Origin of the sequence: Enterobacter sp. E20 (assembly GCF_000801755.2) — a bacterium.
GTDB lineage: Bacteria > Pseudomonadota > Gammaproteobacteria > Enterobacterales > Enterobacteriaceae > Enterobacter > Enterobacter asburiae_B.
Genome location: NZ_CP012999.1, coordinates 2,027,377 through 2,044,682, shown reverse-complemented (window position 1 = coordinate 2,044,682; position 17,306 = coordinate 2,027,377). Strand labels below are relative to the sequence as shown.

The window sequence follows — 17,306 nt, the reverse complement described above, 5'->3', positions numbered from 1 at the left end:
GCCTGTGTTGCCGGGTGGCGCTAACGCTTACCCGGCCTACACGTTTTGGCCGGTTATAACCGGGTTGCGCTGAAATAGTGCTCCGGCTTCGCGATACGATCCTGTGCCGCAACCACCTGCAGTTCATATTCCTGCATCTCTTTCGTCGCAATCATGATTTCGTACACCGCCGCGGTAACGTGTTCCAGCGCGTCACGTATCGTCGCCCCCTGCAGTAATTTCACCAGCAGCAGACCACTCGTAACATCTCCGACCCCAACCGGCTGGCGCAGGCCGAAATCCACCAGCGGACGGCTAATATGCCAGGCGTCATCTTTCGTCACCAGAAGCATCTCAAAACGGTCCTGACTCAGCCCTGCGCGGGCGAGATGTTTTACCAGCACCACCTCAGGCCCCTGAGCGATCAGTTCGCGAGACGCGCTTACCGCCTCTTCTACGCTGTTAACCGGACGCTCGCAGAGAATTTCGAGCTCGACCAGGTTTGGCGCAATGATATCGCTGGCGGGCAGCGCGTGGCGGACGTGAAACTCTGCGACGCCTGGCGCCACGATACAGCCTTTCTCCGGATGGCCCATGACGGGGTCGCAGAAGTATTTTGCCGCCGGGTTTGCGGCTTTCACCTGACGTACGATGCCGAGGATATGCTCCCCCTGCTCCGCTGAGCCGAGGTAGCCGCTCAGCACGGCGTCACAGCGTCTGAGCTGGTCGATATCGGCAATCCCCTGCACAACCTCGGTGAGGTGCGAAGGCGGCATTACGCAGCCGGTCCATTTGCCGTATTGCGTGTGGTTAGAGAACTGCACGGTATTAAGGGGCCAGACGTTGACGCCGAGGCGACGCATCGGGAATTCCGCGGCGCTATTGCCAGCGTGTCCAAAAACAACGTGGGACTGAATGGCGAGGATGTTCTTCATTTTTTTCTTACCAAACCCTGAAAAAACAAAAGGGGCGTGGTTTCCCACGCCCCTAGAGACTTTTAATTATTTCCAGCAGACAAGGCAGTAGTTTTTCTTACCGCGACGCAGTAGCGTGTAGCGACCATACAGACGGTCGCCGTCAACGAAGGTGTATTCCGGGTCAGCCTGTTTCTCGCCGTTGATGGTGATAGCGTTAGACGCGATGGTTTTACGCGCCTGACCGCGCGAAGGCTGGAGCTCAGAGTCCACCAGCGCCTGCATCAGGTCAGCCCCTTTTTCCATCTCAACCATCGGCACGCCGTCCTGCGCCAGCTGTTCGAAGTCCGCCTCGCTCAGATCGCTCAGGGTACCGTTAAACAGGCTTGCGGTAATACGTTTTGCCGCGGCCAGACCTTCTTCACCGTGAACCAGTTTGGTGACTTCGTCCGCCAGCACGTACTGGGCGCGCGGTGCTTTACCGCTGTTTTTGTCTTCTTCTTCCAGCGCGTTGATGTCTTCGATGTCCATAAAGGTGAAGAACTTCAGGAAGCGGTAAACATCGGCATCCGCCGTGTTGATCCAGAACTGGTAGAATTTGTACGGGCTGGTTTTCTTCGGATCGAGCCATACCGCGCCGCCTTCGGTCTTCCCAAATTTGGTGCCGTCTGCCTTGGTGATCAGCGGAACGGTCAGACCGAAGACCTGGTTCTGGTGCAGACGACGGGTCAGGTCGATACCGGAGGTGATGTTACCCCACTGATCGGAGCCGCCAATCTGCAGGGAAACGCCGTGCAGCTTGTTCAGGCAGGCAAAGTCATAGCCCTGCAGCAGGTTGTAGGAGAACTCGGTAAAGGAGATACCCTGGTCGTCACGGTTCAGACGCTGCTTCACGGCCTCTTTGTTAATCATCTGGTTAACAGAGAAGTGCTTGCCGATGTCGCGCAGGAAGGTCAGCACGTTCATGCTGCCAAACCAGTCGTAGTTGTTCGCGGCAATGGCAGAGTTTTCACCACAGTTGAAGTCGAGGAATGGTGCAACCTGTTTGCGGATCTTATCCACCCACTCCTGCACGGTATCTTCGGTGTTCAGTTTACGCTCAGCGGCTTTAAAGCTTGGGTCACCAATCAGGCCGGTCGCGCCGCCCACCAGCGCAACAGGCTTATGGCCCGCCATCTGGAAGCGTTTCAGGCATAACAATGGAACAAGATGCCCCAAATGCAAGCTGTCAGCGGTGGGATCGAAGCCGCAATAGAGCGCGATCGGGCCTTGCGCCAGTCGCTCTGCTAACGCTTCCTCGTCCGTCACCTGGGCCACGAGGCCCCGCTCTTGCAATTGTTTAATCAAGTTACTGCTTGCCATCAAATTCTCCATGTATAAACGACTGCACCTTTGCCGGTACACGACTTTTCGCCTGATGCGAAAGGACAATAGAATAAAGCGCAAGCGCGGTGTGCGCTAGCGCTTAAATCAACAAATTTCGGGGATTACGGTGCCAGTCTGTCGATTTTCCAGCCGCCATTCTCGCGCTGGTATAAAAAGCGGTCGTGCAGGCGATGTTCGCCCCCCTGCCAGAACTCCATCTGCTCAATCGGGATGCGGAACCCGCCCCAGAAGCTTGGCAAAGGAATTTCACCCTGCTGGAACTTCTGTTTCAGCTCCAGGAATTTACTTTCCAGCACGCCGCGGGCAGAAATTCGGCTGGACTGTTTTGATACCCAGGCGCCAATCTGGCTGTCACGCGGGCGGCTGTGGAAATACTTCACCACTTCCAGCGTCGAGAGACGTTCCGCCTTGCCGGTGACCATTACCTGACGTTCCAGCATGTGCCAGGGAAACAGCAGGCTGATACGCGGATTGTTTTCTAAATGGTGCGCCTTGCGGCTGCCGAGGTTGGTATAGAACACCAGCCCTTTCTCGTCATAATGCTTGAGCAATACGATGCGCTGATACGGTTGGCCGTTTTCATCCACCGTCGCGACAACCATGGCGGTTGGGTCGGCGAGTTTCGCTTCGCAGGCCTGTTTCAGCCAGCGTTCAAAAAGCACGAGGGGTTCAGCGGGAAGATCCTGGCGACGCAGGCCGCCTTTAGTGTATTCACGGCGCAGATGCGCAATTTGCTGCAGTTCGTCGTTATCTGACATGGCGTTAGCTGACATTGAGAGTGGGTGGCGCTATTGTGCGCCGCCCCTGTAAAAATCTCAACGCTTCGGATTTTCGAGCTGGCAATTGTTCAGCACAATGCGGTCGCGTTTGTAGACCGTGGCGCTGTCGCCTTTCGACCAGAAGACGTAGATACCGTCGGAATAACGTGCGCCGGAGGCTGACATCCCCTGTTTCAGCGTCAGCAATTTATTGTCATAAACAAAACTGGCTTCCTGGCGTGGGTTATTCAGCTTGACGGTCAGCGGTTTTTCATCGCAGCGATACTCCAGCGTATCGGTCTGCATGCGCTCAAGAAGCTGGTTATAGACGCTGCATCCTGACAGCAATAAAGGCGCGGCAATAAGAAGAAGTTTTTTCATGGGCGTATTCCGAAGACTTTCCTGGTCCTGGAGGGCATGGCTGCCCTCCTGTTTCGTTCCATTCTAACGATGACGCGCCGCGCTGAATTTCAGTTAACTCTGATTATGACGAGGATTTGCCGGGAAAATCGCCCCGAGGACGCTCGCCTCACGCGCGCCGGTCACCGACGGCAAGTTGCCCGGCAGTCCGGCAATGGTGCGCCAGGCAAGCCAGGCGAAGGCCAGCGCCTCCATATCATCCCCGCTGATGCCTGCCTCGTCGGTCGTGGTCACTTCGGTACCCGACAGTAGCCCCGCAAAACGCGCCATCACCAGCGGGTTTCGGCTTCCTCCGCCGCACACCAGCAGGCGTTCACATCCGCCGCTGAGCAGAACCTGTTCGGAGATCGACACGGCCGTCAGCTCGGCAAGCGTCGCCTGGACATCCTGCGGCGCGAGCGCCGGGAATTGCGCCAGCTGACGCTCAAGCCAGCCCAGGTTGAAGTATTCACGCCCCGTGCTCTTAGGGGCCGGCAGGGCAAAATAAGGATCGCTTAGCATCGACTGCAGCAGCGGAATAATCACTTTTCCCCCGCTCGCCCACTCGGCGTTTTTATCATAGGGTTGACCGCACTGACGCCAGATCCAGGCATCCATTAACATATTGCCCGGGCCGGTATCGTAGCCGCGGACGGGCTGCCCCGGAATGAGCATCGACAGGTTGGCAATCCCACCAATGTTGAGCACCATCCGCCGTTCTGAAGGGTGCGCCAGTAACGCCTGATGGAACGCGGGTACCAGCGGCGCGCCCTGCCCGCCAAGGGCGATATCGCGACGACGGAAATCGCCTACCACCGTCACGCCCGTCTTCGCCACAATCTGGTTGTTATCGCCGATTTGCAGGGTATGCGGGGCATCTCCGCCGGGCTCATGCCAGACCGTTTGTCCGTGACAGCCGATGGCCACAACGTCCTGCGGGCGAAGATGTTCTTTTTGCATCAAAGCCTGCACCGCATCCGCAAACAGCGCCCCAAGGCGGACATCAAGCTGTCCAAGCTGGGAGAGGGTAAGCTGCTGCCCCTGACAGATACTCAGAATATCCTCTTTCAGGGAAATGGGGATTGGCCAGGTCAGGCTTGCCTGCTGCGCCACCATGTTTTCGTCAATGGCGGCCAGAACGACATCTACCCCATCCAGACTGGTGCCTGACATCACACCAATGTAGCGACCCGATTTCATGCGCTTTCCTTACGTTGCGTGGGCTAAGGTTATCCACTCAACCATAAACGGCGCAGCTTTGCCATCCGGCGATAATAATTTTTAACAATGTCAGACGGGTAACACGGGCGGATCCTGTTTATGTCTCGTTAAGTCAAATTCAAGTACAATTTTCTTATTGTTAGTGCAAAGATATGAACTATGGCCCCTTATGCCATATAATTTAGCCATAACGGATGCCCCCAATCGGGCGTTTTTGGTGAACAGGAGATTCAAATGATTTTACGTGTACTGGGCGTTTCGCTGATTGGTTTAACTCTGGCTGGCTGTGTGAATGACAGTTCACTTTCTGGCGACGTTTACAGCGCTTCTGAAGCGAAACAGGTTCAGAACGTGACCTACGGTACCGTTGTTAACGCACGCCCTGTACAGATCCAGGGCGGTGATGAAAACAACGTGATGGGCGCAATCGGCGGTGCCGTGCTGGGTGGTTTCCTGGGTAATACCGTCGGCGGCGGCACTGGTCGCTCTCTGGCAACGGCCGCAGGCGCCGTTGCGGGTGGCGTAGCCGGCCAGGGCGTTCAGGGTGCGATGAACAAAACCCAGGGCGTAGAGCTGGAAATTCGTAAAGACGACGGCAGCACGATCATGGTTGTTCAGAAACAAGGCAGCACTCGCTTCTCTGCAGGCCAGCGCGTTGTTCTGGCAAGCAACGGAAGTCAGGTGACCGTTTCACCACGTTAATTAAAAATGGATGTGGCCATCAGGCCACATCCATTTACATTATTTATCACTCCCACAAATATATTTACAAAATACATTCACCCCACCCATTATTAACCACGCCATATATTGTTTCTGCGCAAAGTATTTAGCGTGCTAATTGATTACACTCTCCGCAATACCCTCACCTTAATTCATTATAAAGTCATTAAAACTATATATGTTTGCGAATCGCCGTTCTTTAAAGGGCCGTTATATCTCGTTCTGTCTAGGTTGTATTGCTGTTATCGGCATATTACACGCCCTGTTTTCAAAAATTGCCGAATGGGTTCCTACCTTTTCGTCTCACTTGTTCCCTACGCTCACCATTTTTTTACTGGTGTTTGATCTGTTTATTGCCTGTTTTATGGCAATGAAATACTGGTGTGACCGAAAACGGTTGTATCTGGTATCGCTCGCTTTTGCCTTTGCCGGGTCGGCATCGCTGATGGTCGGAACGCTGTGCAGCTTTCCCGCCTGGCTGGACCTCTATCAGTTCAACGCGGTGAACTACAACGATGCGATGATTTTCTATATGTTCCGCCATCTCTTAATGGCGGTGCTAATAATCGTTTCGGCAATACTCTATACCACGCGCAATTGTCCCCTTTCGCGGCTGGCGCATATCGCTATTGTGAGCGGCGAGTTTCTGTTTACCGTCTTTGCAGTAGGTTTGGCCTGGATGTATTCCAGTCATTCTTCCTTTTTATCCATTGATCTTGTTGATAATGAAACCCGTGAGTTTATGGTTCTCTGGAGCCACTTTATTAATATTGCATTGATTGCACTCTGGGTGATCACATTAGCCACGCTGATGTTTATTACGCGTATACGCAACTTATTCTGGGTGGGCGGTAATTTTCTGTGCGTCTGCTATATCGTCACGCTCTCAATGCTGTTAGTGGGTGGACATGTTGAAGATGTCTCCTGGTATCGCGCTCGCTTATTTGAAACCGTCGCCACGCTGATGATCATTTTTGTTCTGCTCTACGATGTTTTCAGGCTGTATCGCGACTCGCACGTTAAGTATCAGCAGTCTTACCAGAACTCCATTCGCGACCCGCTGACGCGCCTGTATAACCGCAGTTATTTTTATGAAACATTAAAGCAGGCGCTGGATATCGCCAAACCCAGCCGTCCGGTTTCCGTCATCGTCAGCGATCTCGATCGCTTCAAGCGCATCAACGACACCTACGGGCATCTTCAGGGCGACAAGGTCCTGCAGTTTGTTGCTAATCTGCTGATGGATTCCGTGCGCCCCCAGGACATCGCGGCCCGTATCGGTGGTGAGGAGTTTGTTCTGATGCTGGCCAACACCTCATCAGACGCGGCGTATCAGGTGGCGGAACGCATACGGTTAAATCTGAGCAGCTTCGATAACGCCAGCAGCGGCGGTCAACTACCGGAGCCAATCACGATTAGCATGGGGGTATATACGGCAACGTCACCCGCAATAGCCGCAGAAACGTGCGTGGAAAATGCTGACAAAGCGATGTATGAAGCGAAGGAGACGGGCCGTAACCGCGTGGTCGTCTTTAAGTAAAAAAAGGCCTTGCTGCTGCAAGGCCTTGTTGTTTGTCAGTCGCGCGACTGTAGCTCATGGATGTTTTGCTCAAGGCGCCCAATGAGGCTGATGAGCATTTCCAGCTCCGCCGGTGAAACGCCTGACAGGATTTCACCACGCGTCTTGGTGATCACGGCTTCCATTTCCGTGATGATAGGCGCCGCTTTCTCGGTGAGTTTAATCCGCTTGGCGCGACGATCGCTGGCGCAGGTTTGCCGCGAGATCAACCCCTTCTCTTCCAGCTGGTCAAGCGTGCGCACCAGCGACGGTTGCTCAATCCCTATCGCTTTTGCCAGTTGAATTTGCGACTGTTCGGGCGGCAGCTGATGAATGTTGTGCAGCGTGACCCAATGCGTCTGTGTGAGTTCCAGAGGTTTCAGGCGATGGTCAATCAGAGCACGCCAGACGCGTACCAACCTTGCCAGATCAGAACCTAATGGCGATTCCAATTTCATCTCCTTATAATTAGCTTGCTAAGTTATTATACTGATTTTAGAATAGTGTGCAGCATTTGTATTGCCAAAACAAATGCAATACTGCATTCATCGAACTTAAAAGTATGTCTTACACTGAATTGTGATGCTTCATCATACTAAGACAAGCCAACGCGGCATTCTGTTCACTGCAAAGGATTTCTGCCCGTGACGTTTTTTCATCGCTCAGAGGGTTTACCCCTTCAGGACCTGATCTTCGGTGCGTCAGTCTACTTTCCTCCCCTGTTTAAGGCCGTTCTGGTGGGCTTTATCCTCTGGCTCATCGCGCATCGTCTGCTTCGCGACTGGATGTACTCCGGCGAAATCTGGCATCCCATGCTGATGGATCTTTCCCTGTTTGCCCTTTCCGTATGCCTGGGCCTTGCCGTTTTGACTGTGTGGTGAATATGTCTCTGAAAACGCTAAAGTACTTTTCCACCCTGTTTGTCCTTTCCCTCGCGCTGGTTGCGGGATGGTGGATGTGGAATTTTTATATGCAGTCGCCCTGGACGCGTGACGGCAAAGTCCGCGCCGAGCAGGTCAGCATTACCCCTCAGGTGTCGGGAAGTATTACGACGCTGTTGGTTAAGGATAACCAGTTCGTCAAAAAGGGAGACATTTTATTCCGCATCGACGACACCCCGTACCACATTGCGATCCTGAACGCCCAGGCGCAGCTGGCTAAAGCCCAGTCGGATCTGGCAAAGGCCAACAACGAGGCCAACCGCCGCCGCCACCTGTCGCAAAACTACATCTCAGCGGAAGATTTAGACACCGCCAATATCAACGTTAAGGCGATGCAGGCTAGCGTCAACGCGGCGGAGGCGACGCTGAAGCAAGCGCAGTGGCAACTGACCCAAACCGTGATTACGGCACCTGTTGATGGATGGGTGACCAACCTCTCGGCCCGCGTGGGGAATTATGCCACCACGGGACAACCGATATTCGCCCTCGTCGACAGCCACTCCTTCTATGTCGTGGGCTATTTCGAAGAGACCAAGCTTCGGCATATTCGCGAGGGTTCGCCAGCCGCAATAACGCTTTACAGCGGCTCTCAAAAGTTACAGGGTCACGTGTCCAGCATTGGCCGCGCTATTTACGATCAAAGTGTTGAAACGGATTCAGGGCTGGTGCCGGATATAAAGCCGAACGTTCCCTGGGTGCGTCTGGCCCAGCGCGTTCCGGTTCGCGTGGAGTTTGACCGCTTACCGGAGGACATTACCCTGGTGTCCGGCACAACCTGCACTGTCTCCATCGGAAACCGGTGATGAAGCTGCAGGGTCTCTCCTGGCAAAACACGCCGTGGATGAAAGCGACGCGCCCCCAGTGGCGCTACGCGCTGCGTAACGGCATTGCCATGTGTCTTGCGCTGACTGTGGCTTATTACCTGAACCTGGATGAGCCCTACTGGGCGATGACGTCTGCGGCGGTGGTCAGTTTTCCGACGGTCGGCGGGGTGATCAGTAAAAGTCTTGGCCGCATCGCGGGCAGCCTGCTGGGCGCCACCGCGGCGTTAATTATCGCGGGCCATACGCTGAACGATCCGTGGCTGTTCATGCTGAGCATGGCGGCATGGCTGGGGTGCTGTACCTGGGCCTGCGCCCATTTTACCAATAACGTCGCCTACGCGTTTCAGCTGGCGGGCTATACCGCCGCCATCATCGCCTTTCCGGTGGTTAACGTGCTCGACACCACCGAGCTGTGGGATATTGCCCAGGCGCGCGTCTGTGAAGTGATTGTCGGGATCCTCAGCGGCGGCTTTATGATGATGATCCTCCCCAGCACATCCGACGGCACCGCGCTCATCACCGCGCTAAAAACCATGCATACCCGATTACTGGAACACGCGAGCCTGCTGTGGCAACCGGATTCCAGCGACGATATCCGCCTCGCGCATGAAAAGGTTATCGGACAGATCCTGACGATGAATCTGTTGCGCATTCAGGCGTTCTGGAGCCACTACCGCTTTCGCCGCCAGAACACACTGCTTAACTATCTGCTGCACCAGCAGCTGCGCATGACCAGCGCCATCTCCAGCCTGCGCCGGATGCTGCTCAACTGGCCGACGCCGCCTGAAAATACCCGGGCCGTGATTGAAACGCTGCTCGCGGCCCTTGCGCGCCCGGATGCGGACATTTACACCGTAGCGCGGATTATCGCCCCGCTCGCCCCGGTTGATGAGTACGACTACCGCCATCGCGCCTTCTGGCAGCGCCTGAATTACTTTTGTCGGCTGTACCTGCGCAGCAGCCGCTGGATTACGGCCGTCGAAAACGCGACCCCATTGACGGAGTTCAACGTCCCCGGCAGCCCGGCACTTGCGCGCCATACCGACTATCTGGAAGCGCTGTGGAGCGGTTTTCGCACCTTCTGTGCGCTGATGCTGGTGGGGGCGTGGAGCATTACCACGCAGTGGGAGTCCGGTACGGCGGCCCTTACGCTTGCCGCCATCAGCTGCGTGCTTTATTCCGTCGCGGCCTCGCCGTTCAACTCGCTTACGCTGCTGCTGCGCACGCTGGTGCTGCTGTCGCTGTTCAGCTTCGTGGTGAAGTTTGGCCTGATGGTGCAGATAAGCGATCTGTGGCAATTCCTGCTGTTCCTGTTTCCCCTGTTAACCACCATGCAGCTTCTGAAGCTGCAAATGCCTAAGCTGGCGGGCCTCTGGGGACAGCTGATTGTCTTTATGGGCTCGTTTATCTCCGTGACGAATCCACCGGTTTATGATTACGCCGATTTTCTCAATGATAACCTGGCGAAGATCCTCGGCGTGGGGCTGGCGTGGCTGGCTTTTGCGGTGTTACGTCCCGGCTCCGATGCACGCAAGAGCCGCAGGCATATCCGGGAGCTACGCAGAGGGTTTGTCGACCAGCTCAGCCGTAAACCGCATCTGAGCGAAAACGAGTATGAATCGCTGGTCTATCATCACGTCAGCCAGCTGAATAACAGCCAGGACGCGCTGTCCCGGCGCTGGCTGCTGCGCTGGGGCGTGGTGCTGTTAAACTGCTCGCACGTGGTCTGGCAGCTGCGCGCGTGGGAAACGCGTTCCGATCCGCTGTCGCAGGTTCGTGATGTTTGCATCTCCCTGCTGCGCGATGTAATGAGCGAGCGCGGTGTCCAGCAGAGGCCGCTGGAAGCCACGCTGAATGAACTGCAGCGGATCTGCGATACGCTGGCACAGCATCATCTGCCCGCAGCCCGTGATTTGGCCTCAATAATCTGGCGCCTGCACTGCTCGCTGTCGCAGCTGGAACAGGCACCGCCACCGGGAACGATTGGGGATCAGATCACGCCGCACGCATAGCGTGCTCCGCCGCCGCCAAGCGGTTTAGGCCGATCGGACATATTGTCGCCGCCGACATGGATCATCAGCGCCTTGCCTTTCACCTCATCCAGCTTTTTCAGTCGCGGCACGACAACAGGATCGGTGGCTTTACCGTCGTCATTCACCACCAGCACAGGCAGATCGCCTAAATGCCCCATTCCTTCAGGGCCTTCATGCTTGCCGGAATGCTGCGGATCGAGGTGCCCTCCTGCCGCTTCCGCCGCAGACGGTTTACCTTCTTTTAAAGCGGGCTGACAGCTGCCTTTGGCATGAACATGGAAACCATGTTCACCGGGAGGGAGGGCTTTGAGGTTGGGGGCGAACTCCAGCCCTTTATCGGTTTCAGTGATTTTCACCGTTCCGATGGACTGACCCACACCCTGTGGGGTGACGAGATTCATTTCCACTTCGTCACTGGCTGCCTGCGCCCCTGCGCAAACAACCAGCGTGACCAGTGCCAGAGCAAAACGCTTCATAGTGACCTCCGCGGGTTATTTTTTGCCCCTTAAGTGTATACCAGGGGCAAAGATTTCACCGGAAAGCCACCTTCAGGCGGTTTATGGTACGTCGTAACCCAGCGCGGCCTTACGGATGCGGAACCACTGCTGACGGGTCATCTGCAGCTCTTCAGCGGCCAGTGCAGAACGCACGCGTTCTATTTTGCCGGAGCCGATAATGGGCAGCGGTTTTGACGGCAGGCGCAGGATCCATGCGTAGACCACCTGTTCGATGCTCTCCGCGTTCAGTTCGCGGGCGATGGTTTCAAGCTCGTTGCGCAGCGGCTGGAATTCCTCATCATTAAACAGACGTCCGCCCCCCAGGCAGGACCACGCCATCGGGCGAATGCGCAGCTGCTGCAGCTGGTCGAGGGTACCATCCAGCAGCAGCGGCTGGTGTACCGGGGAGATCTCAACCTGGTTGGTGGCGAGGGTGAACGGCAGACGAGACTGAAGCAGCGCAAACTGTGCCGGGGTAAAGTTAGACACGCCGAAGTGACGCACTTTTCCACTCTGATGCAGGTTCAGGAAGGCTTCCGCTACCTCATCGGCATCCATCAGCGGGTCGGGGCGGTGGATTAACAGCAGGTCGATACGATCGGTCGCCAGATTGACCAGCGACTGCTCGGCGCTCTTGATGATATGCGCGCTGTCGGTGATGTAATGACCGAGGGCATGTTCAGGTTTTGCCGTGGTGGCAATCCCACACTTCGTGACGATCTCCATGCGGTCGCGCAGGGCCGGAACCAGCTTAAGCGCCTCGCCGAACGCGGCCTCGCACTGGTAGCCACCGTAAATATCCGCATGATCAACCGTGGTGATGCCTAAATCGAGGTGCTCTTCAATAAAGCTCGCCAGCTGGAGCGGGGACATATTCCAGTCCATCAGACGCCAGTAGCCCATCACAAAACGGGAGAATTCTGGCCCCTGGGGGGCAAGGGTAATTCGCTGAACCATAACATTTTCCTCAAGGACGTAATGTCATGAGTATACGCAATTACCGTGTTAAAAAAGTGAAGGTTGCTGGGGTTCTTCGGTTTCACCCGCTTTGTTTGCGCGTATTTTGCGCATAAGACGCTGTCGGCAGAGGCGTAACACCTCCTGCTTTTGCGTGTCGCTAAATTTTTGCCAGTTAAAACGCTCATCGCGGGTACGCATGCACCCGCGGCAATATCCGCGTTCATCGACCTGACAAATACCCCGGCACGGGCTCTGGATGGGGAAAAACTCCAGCTGCTCTGCCACACTCACCTCCCGATAGCTACTCTCACCTACAGTGAAGACGTTAATCGCGCCGCGTGCAAGGCCGTATCACAGATTTGTGGCATTAAGGTTTCACTAATCTTCCCTCTCTATACTCGGCCCATCATGACAATAACGGGTTTACCGATCGATGTGGTTAATCAGAAAGTTACAATGTAACGACATTAAATTTACTCTGGGCTGTGCACTCTTTTTTACTCTGCTGAACGGGCTGTTTATCCAGCGCAGCTGGGCCATTATCGGCCCAGTGCATCTGCACGACTTCCTCTTTGCCGCCTCCGTCCCGCTGGTGCTGTTTTGCGGCTGGGTGATTGTTTTTAGCCTGCTTAATATCCCGTATCTCCGCAAGCCGCTGCTGATTGTACTGACGATCGGATGCGCCGCGGCGACCTATTTCATGTATACCTACGGCGCGGTGATCGATCAGAACATGATTGTGAACGTGTTCGAAACCAACTCTCAGGAAGCGACCGCCCTGGTGACCCCGCAGATGATTCTGTGGATTGTCATTGCTGGCCTCGTGCCCTCCGTGGTGCTGGCATTGACCCGGATTCGTACCGGAAAATGGTGGTACGCGCTGCTGACGCGCGTTGCCGCGATGCTCGGCGCCCTGCTGGTGATTATCCTGATTGCCGCGCTGTTTTATAAAGATTACGCGTCGCTGTTCCGCAATAACAAAAGCATCGTAAAAATGGTCACCCCGGCGAACTATGTCAGCGCCGTGGTGAAGTACAGCAAGATGCGCTGGTTTGCCGGCGATCAAACGCTGGTGCGCATTGGTGAAGATGCCCACAAAGGGTCACTGATTACCGGTCAACAAAAGAAAACCGTTCTGGTGCTTGTCGTCGGCGAAGCCTCTCGCGCGGCAAACTACTCCCTGAACGGTTACGAACGCGAAACCAACCCGGAGCTGAAAAAGCAGGACGTGATTAACTTCCCGCAGGCCTCCTCGTGTGGTACCGAAACCGCGGTTTCCGTTCCGTGCATGTTCTCCGGCATGACGCGCAGCAAATACGATGCCGACCTGGCTCACCATCGCGAGGGACTGCTCGACGTGCTTAAGCATGCGGGTATCAACCTGCTGTGGCGCGACAACGACGGCGGCTGTAAAGGTGCCTGCGATCGCGTGCCCCATACCGACATGACGCAGTGGCAGCTGGATCAGTTCTGCAAAGACAAATCCTGTATTGACGATGTGAACTTCTATCGTCTGGACAACGTGCTGGATGGCGTGAAGCAAGATACGGTGCTGGTTATCCACCTGATGGGGAGCCACGGTCCGGCATACTATCGCCGTTACCCGGACAACTTCCGTAAATTCACCCCAACCTGCGACACCAATGAAATTCAGGATTGCGATCATCAGGCGCTGATCAATACCTATGACAATACTATCCTCTATACCGACAGCATGGTCAGCAAAACCATTGATGCGCTGAAAGCGCGCCAGTCGAGCATGAACACCGCGCTGATTTATCTCTCAGATCACGGTGAATCGCTGGGCGAAAGCGGTATTTATCTGCACGGAACGCCGTACATGCTGGCGCCGGAGCAGCAAACGCATATTCCGTTTATGTTCTGGCTGTCACCGGATTACGCGAAAAACTTTGGCGTCAACGAACAGTGTTTGCGCGATAATGCAGCAAAAAATGCGGTTTCCCAGGACAATTTATTCTCAACCGTATTGGGTATGATGGACGTGAAATCAACGGTTTATCAACCGCAGCTGGATATACTGAGCGCATGTCGTCAGTAAACTCGCTTGCATTAGACCGAACGGTCTATTAGAGTGCGGCCATGAGCAGAAATACTGAACACGATACCCGCGAACATTTACTGGCAACCGGCGAGCGACTTTGCATGCATCGCGGGTTTACCGGTATGGGGTTGAGCGAGCTATTAAAAACCGCTGAGGTACCGAAGGGGTCGTTTTATCACTACTTCCGGTCCAAAGAGGCTTTTGGCGTAGCGATGCTGGAGCGTCATTATGCTGGCTACCACCAGCGTCTGGCGACCCACTTTGCGTCGGGTGAAGGTAACTACCGGGATCGTGTTCTGAACTACTATCAGGAAACGCTGAACCAGTTCTGTCAGCAGGGCATTATCAGCGGATGCCTGACCGTTAAGCTGTCTGCAGAAGTGTGCGATCTTTCTGAAGATATGCGCACGGCGATGGATAAAGGTGCCCGCGGCGTTATCGCCCTGCTGGCCCAGGCGCTGGAGAAAGGCCGCGATGAAAAAACGCTGGCCTTTTCCGGCGAGCCGTTAACCCAGGCGCAGGTGTTATATGCGCTCTGGCTAGGCGCTAACCTGCAGGCAAAAATTTCGCGCAGTGCCGTGCCGCTGGAAAGCGCGCTGGCACATGTGAAAAACAGCATTACTGCGCCTGGCATTTAACAGGCGTTTTTATTTACCCAACTACTAGTCGACTGGTCTACTCAGGAGTCTTTATGTCAGCTGAAAAATTATTTACCCCCTTAAAAGTGGGTGCCGTCACTGCGCCAAACCGCGTGTTTATGGCTCCGCTTACCCGCCTGCGCAGCATTGAGCCGGGCGACATCCCAACCCCACTGATGGGTGAATACTATCGTCAGCGCGCAAGCTCTGGCCTGATCATCACGGAAGCCACGCAGATTTCCGCTCAGGCTAAAGGCTATGCGGGTGCGCCGGGTCTTCACAGCCCGGAGCAGATCGCCGCATGGCAGAAAATCACCGCGGGCGTTCACGCTGAAGAGGGTCGCATTGCGGTCCAGCTGTGGCATACCGGTCGTATCTCTCACAGCAGCATTCAGCCTGGCGGCCAGGCTCCGGTCTCCGCTTCGGCCCTGAGTGCAAATACCCGTACGTCCCTGCGTGATGAAAACGGCAATGCGATCCGCGTGGATACCTCTATGCCGCGCGCGCTTGAGCTGGATGAAATTCCGGGTATCGTGAACGACTTCCGCCAGGCCGTGGCCAACGCTCGTGAAGCCGGTTTTGACCTGATTGAGCTGCACTCCGCCCATGGCTACCTGCTGCACCAGTTCCTGTCACCGTCGTCCAACCATCGCACCGACCAGTACGGCGGCAGCGTCGAAAACCGCGCTCGCCTGGTGCTGGAAGTGGTTGACGCCGTATGCCAGGAGTGGAGCTCGGATCGTATAGGGATCCGCGTCTCCCCAATCGGTTCTTTCCAGAACGTCGACAACGGTCCGAACGAAGAAGCCGATGCCCTGTACCTGATCGAAGAACTGGCTAAGCGCGGCATCGCCTATCTGCACATGTCCGAACCGGACTGGGCTGGCGGTAAGCCTTACACGGACGCTTTCCGTCAGAAAGTGCGCGAGCGTTTCCACGGGGTGATCATCGGTGCGGGGGCTTATACCCCGGAGAAAGCCGAAGACCTGATCGGCAAAGGGCTGATCGATGCCGTCGCGTTTGGCCGCGACTACATCGCCAACCCGGATCTGGTAGCCCGCCTGCAGAAAAAAGCGGCCCTGAACCCGCAGCGCCCGGAAAGCTTCTACGGCGGCGGCGCGGAAGGCTACACCGACTACCCTTCTCTGTAATCTCGCCATTGTTCATTGATAGCGGCGATACTTCGCCGCTATACTAAAACATCGTTTCTGTTCAAAAAGACAGTCTATTCCATTGGTTAATGAGGAAATTATGCGCCTACTTCACACCATGCTGCGCGTTGGCGACCTGCAACGTTCCATTGATTTCTACACTAACGTCCTGGGCATGAAGCTGCTGCGCACCAGCGAAAACCCGGAATACAAATACTCGCTGGCGTTCGTGGGTTACGGCCCGGAAACGGATGAAGCGGTGATCGAGCTGACCTACAACTGGGGCGTAGACAGCTATGAGCTGGGTACCGCCTACGGCCACATCGCGCTGGAAGTGGACAACGCGGCCGAAGCGTGTGAACGCATTCGCAGCAACGGCGGTAACGTTACGCGCGAAGCGGGTCCGGTAAAAGGTGGTACCACCGTGATTGCGTTCGTGGAAGATCCGGACGGTTACAAAATCGAACTGATTGAAGCCAAAGACGCGGGTCGCGGTCTGGGCAACTGATCCCTCAGGGCGCAACATGCGCCCGTAGTTTTACTGCATCACCCTGCAAAATTTGCCATAATGCGCTCTGCTTTTTCCCCTTGTAAGAGACCCTGATGTCCGATAACGCTCAATTTAGCGGTCTGTGCGACCGTTTTCGTGGTTTTTATCCCGTTGTCATTGATGTAGAAACAGCCGGATTTAACGCTAAAACCGATGCGCTGCTCGAAATTGCCGCCATCACGCTGAAGATGGATGAACAGGGCTGGCTTACACCGGACACCACGCTGCATTTCCATGTTGAACCTTTCGAAGGGGCAAACTTACAGCCGGAAGCGCTGGCATTTAACGGTATCGACCCGCACAACCCGCTGCGTGGCGCAGTCAGTGAATATGATGCGCTGCACGCCATTTTTAAAATGGTGCGTAAAGGCATGAAAGAGAGTAACTGCAGCCGCGCCATCATGGTGGCCCATAACGCCACCTTCGATCACAGCTTTACCATGGCCGCCGCGGAGCGCGCCGCGCTCAAACGCAACCCCTTCCATCCTTTTGTGACCTTCGACACCGCCGCGCTGAGCGGCCTGGCTCTGGGACAAACGGTGTTATCTAAAGCCTGCATCACGGCGGGTATACCTTTTGACGGCACGCAGGCGCACTCCGCTTTATACGACACGGAGCGCACCGCAGAGCTGTTCTGTGAGATCGTCAACCGCTGGAAGCGTCTTGGCGGCTGGCCGCTGCCGATGGGTGACAGCGAAGAATAAAAAAAAGC

The 17,306-nt window shown here is 55.4% G+C and carries 19 protein-coding genes; 10 read left to right on the top strand and 9 right to left on the bottom strand.

From position 1 onward, the window contains the following. Positions 1-53: 53 nt before the first annotated feature. The 5 genes from pdxY to anmK form a co-directional block, all read right to left on the bottom strand. Positions 54-914: a pyridoxal kinase PdxY gene (gene pdxY / locus NI40_RS09725; RefSeq protein WP_039262324.1), complete on the bottom strand. Its 861-nt coding sequence runs from the start codon at positions 912-914 to the stop codon at positions 54-56. Positions 915-980: 66 nt separating this feature from the next. Then, positions 981-2,255 carry a tyrosine--tRNA ligase gene (tyrS, locus tag NI40_RS09720; protein WP_033145328.1) on the bottom strand — a complete coding sequence of 425 codons (1,275 nt, stop codon included), beginning with the start codon at positions 2,253-2,255 and terminating at the stop codon, positions 981-983. A gap of 125 nt (positions 2,256-2,380) precedes the next feature. Beyond that, positions 2,381-3,037, bottom strand: a complete 657-nt coding sequence (gene pdxH / locus NI40_RS09715; protein ID WP_024909355.1) for a pyridoxamine 5'-phosphate oxidase — start codon at positions 3,035-3,037, stop codon at positions 2,381-2,383. Between the two features lie 57 nt (positions 3,038-3,094). Next, entirely contained in the window at positions 3,095-3,418 is a 324-nt protein-coding gene (gene mliC / locus NI40_RS09710; RefSeq protein ID WP_023311369.1) for a C-type lysozyme inhibitor, read from the bottom strand. A gap of 93 nt (positions 3,419-3,511) precedes the next feature. Further along, positions 3,512-4,636 carry an anhydro-N-acetylmuramic acid kinase gene (gene anmK, locus NI40_RS09705; protein ID WP_039262326.1) on the bottom strand — a complete coding sequence of 375 codons (1,125 nt, stop codon included), beginning with the start codon at positions 4,634-4,636 and terminating at the stop codon, positions 3,512-3,514. Between the two features lie 255 nt (positions 4,637-4,891). Between anmK and slyB the strand changes: the two genes are divergently transcribed. Together slyB and NI40_RS09695 are read left to right on the top strand one after the other, a co-directional pair. Next, on the top strand, positions 4,892-5,359 hold the full coding sequence (gene slyB / locus NI40_RS09700; protein ID WP_008500578.1) for an outer membrane lipoprotein SlyB: 468 nt from the start codon (positions 4,892-4,894) through the stop codon (positions 5,357-5,359). Positions 5,360-5,558: 199 nt separating this feature from the next. Further along, positions 5,559-6,920: a sensor domain-containing diguanylate cyclase gene (locus tag NI40_RS09695; protein WP_039262327.1), complete on the top strand. Its 1,362-nt coding sequence runs from the start codon at positions 5,559-5,561 to the stop codon at positions 6,918-6,920. A gap of 35 nt (positions 6,921-6,955) precedes the next feature. Here the strand turns inward: NI40_RS09695 and slyA are convergent, their stop codons facing one another. Further along, a complete protein-coding gene (gene slyA, locus NI40_RS09690) occupies positions 6,956-7,396 on the bottom strand; it encodes a transcriptional regulator SlyA (protein ID WP_033145325.1) in 441 nt (146 codons plus the stop codon). Between the two features lie 186 nt (positions 7,397-7,582). On the opposite strand from slyA, the gene NI40_RS09685 reads away from it, so the two are divergent. The 3 genes from NI40_RS09685 to NI40_RS09675 are packed head-to-tail and all read left to right on the top strand — an operon-like array spanning position 7,583 to position 10,715. Further along, positions 7,583-7,819 carry a DUF1656 domain-containing protein gene (locus tag NI40_RS09685; protein ID WP_032657739.1) on the top strand — a complete coding sequence of 79 codons (237 nt, stop codon included), beginning with the start codon at positions 7,583-7,585 and terminating at the stop codon, positions 7,817-7,819. A gap of 2 nt (positions 7,820-7,821) precedes the next feature. Next, on the top strand, positions 7,822-8,682 hold the full coding sequence (locus NI40_RS09680) for an efflux RND transporter periplasmic adaptor subunit (RefSeq protein WP_039262328.1): 861 nt from the start codon (positions 7,822-7,824) through the stop codon (positions 8,680-8,682). Next, positions 8,682-10,715 (top strand): FUSC family protein, encoded by a 2,034-nt coding sequence (locus NI40_RS09675; RefSeq protein ID WP_039262329.1) that lies wholly within the window; start codon positions 8,682-8,684, stop codon positions 10,713-10,715. Before NI40_RS09680 ends, NI40_RS09675 begins: the two co-directional genes overlap by 1 nt. On the opposite strand, the gene sodC is transcribed toward NI40_RS09675, so the two are convergent. From sodC to NI40_RS09660, 3 genes are all read right to left on the bottom strand, one after another. After that, the gene (gene sodC, locus NI40_RS09670; RefSeq protein ID WP_039262330.1) at positions 10,694-11,212 is read right to left on the bottom strand and encodes a superoxide dismutase [Cu-Zn] SodC; all 519 of its coding nucleotides are present in this window, start codon (positions 11,210-11,212) and stop codon (positions 10,694-10,696) included. The two genes, NI40_RS09675 and sodC, sit on opposite strands and share 22 nt — an antisense overlap. A gap of 81 nt (positions 11,213-11,293) precedes the next feature. Then, positions 11,294-12,190, bottom strand: coding sequence for an aldo/keto reductase (locus tag NI40_RS09665; RefSeq protein WP_032657749.1), 897 nt, complete (start codon positions 12,188-12,190; stop codon positions 11,294-11,296). A 48-nt stretch (positions 12,191-12,238) separates the two neighbouring features. After that, the gene (locus NI40_RS09660) at positions 12,239-12,478 is read right to left on the bottom strand and encodes a DUF1289 domain-containing protein (RefSeq protein WP_039262331.1); all 240 of its coding nucleotides are present in this window, start codon (positions 12,476-12,478) and stop codon (positions 12,239-12,241) included. Positions 12,479-12,626: 148 nt separating this feature from the next. Between NI40_RS09660 and eptA the strand changes: the two genes are divergently transcribed. From eptA to rnt, 5 genes are all read left to right on the top strand, one after another. Then, entirely contained in the window at positions 12,627-14,252 is a 1,626-nt protein-coding gene (eptA, locus tag NI40_RS09655) for a phosphoethanolamine transferase EptA (RefSeq protein WP_039262332.1), read from the top strand. A 41-nt stretch (positions 14,253-14,293) separates the two neighbouring features. After that, positions 14,294-14,893 carry a TetR/AcrR family transcriptional regulator gene (locus NI40_RS09650; protein ID WP_029739798.1) on the top strand — a complete coding sequence of 200 codons (600 nt, stop codon included), beginning with the start codon at positions 14,294-14,296 and terminating at the stop codon, positions 14,891-14,893. A 53-nt stretch (positions 14,894-14,946) separates the two neighbouring features. Then, positions 14,947-16,044, top strand: a complete 1,098-nt coding sequence (locus tag NI40_RS09645) for an alkene reductase (protein WP_039262333.1) — start codon at positions 14,947-14,949, stop codon at positions 16,042-16,044. A gap of 100 nt (positions 16,045-16,144) precedes the next feature. Then, the gene (gene gloA / locus NI40_RS09640; RefSeq protein WP_013096923.1) at positions 16,145-16,552 is read left to right on the top strand and encodes a lactoylglutathione lyase; all 408 of its coding nucleotides are present in this window, start codon (positions 16,145-16,147) and stop codon (positions 16,550-16,552) included. A 95-nt stretch (positions 16,553-16,647) separates the two neighbouring features. Further along, positions 16,648-17,298, top strand: a complete 651-nt coding sequence (gene rnt, locus NI40_RS09635) for a ribonuclease T (RefSeq protein ID WP_023311355.1) — start codon at positions 16,648-16,650, stop codon at positions 17,296-17,298. The last annotated feature ends 8 nt before the right edge of the window (positions 17,299-17,306 follow it).

Bases quoted from the DNA above. Each gene is read 5' to 3' on its own strand.
- eptA (WP_039262332.1), top strand. From the start codon at position 12,627: ATGTGGTTAATCAGAAAGTTACAATGTAACGACATTAAATTTACTCTG.
- pdxY (WP_039262324.1), bottom strand. From the start codon at position 914: ATGAAGAACATCCTCGCCATTCAGTCCCACGTTGTTTTTGGACACGCT.
- pdxH (WP_024909355.1), bottom strand. From the start codon at position 3,037: ATGTCAGATAACGACGAACTGCAGCAAATTGCGCATCTGCGCCGTGAA.
- rnt (WP_023311355.1), top strand. From the start codon at position 16,648: ATGTCCGATAACGCTCAATTTAGCGGTCTGTGCGACCGTTTTCGTGGT.
- tyrS (WP_033145328.1), bottom strand. From the start codon at position 2,255: ATGGCAAGCAGTAACTTGATTAAACAATTGCAAGAGCGGGGCCTCGTG.
- anmK (WP_039262326.1), bottom strand. From the start codon at position 4,636: ATGAAATCGGGTCGCTACATTGGTGTGATGTCAGGCACCAGTCTGGAT.
- mliC (WP_023311369.1), bottom strand. From the start codon at position 3,418: ATGAAAAAACTTCTTCTTATTGCCGCGCCTTTATTGCTGTCAGGATGC.
- gloA (WP_013096923.1), top strand. From the start codon at position 16,145: ATGCGCCTACTTCACACCATGCTGCGCGTTGGCGACCTGCAACGTTCC.
- NI40_RS09680 (WP_039262328.1), top strand. From the start codon at position 7,822: ATGTCTCTGAAAACGCTAAAGTACTTTTCCACCCTGTTTGTCCTTTCC.
- NI40_RS09645 (WP_039262333.1), top strand. From the start codon at position 14,947: ATGTCAGCTGAAAAATTATTTACCCCCTTAAAAGTGGGTGCCGTCACT.
- NI40_RS09675 (WP_039262329.1), top strand. From the start codon at position 8,682: ATGAAGCTGCAGGGTCTCTCCTGGCAAAACACGCCGTGGATGAAAGCG.
- slyA (WP_033145325.1), bottom strand. From the start codon at position 7,396: ATGAAATTGGAATCGCCATTAGGTTCTGATCTGGCAAGGTTGGTACGC.
- NI40_RS09650 (WP_029739798.1), top strand. From the start codon at position 14,294: ATGAGCAGAAATACTGAACACGATACCCGCGAACATTTACTGGCAACC.
- NI40_RS09695 (WP_039262327.1), top strand. From the start codon at position 5,559: ATGTTTGCGAATCGCCGTTCTTTAAAGGGCCGTTATATCTCGTTCTGT.
- slyB (WP_008500578.1), top strand. From the start codon at position 4,892: ATGATTTTACGTGTACTGGGCGTTTCGCTGATTGGTTTAACTCTGGCT.
- sodC (WP_039262330.1), bottom strand. From the start codon at position 11,212: ATGAAGCGTTTTGCTCTGGCACTGGTCACGCTGGTTGTTTGCGCAGGG.
- NI40_RS09665 (WP_032657749.1), bottom strand. From the start codon at position 12,190: ATGGTTCAGCGAATTACCCTTGCCCCCCAGGGGCCAGAATTCTCCCGT.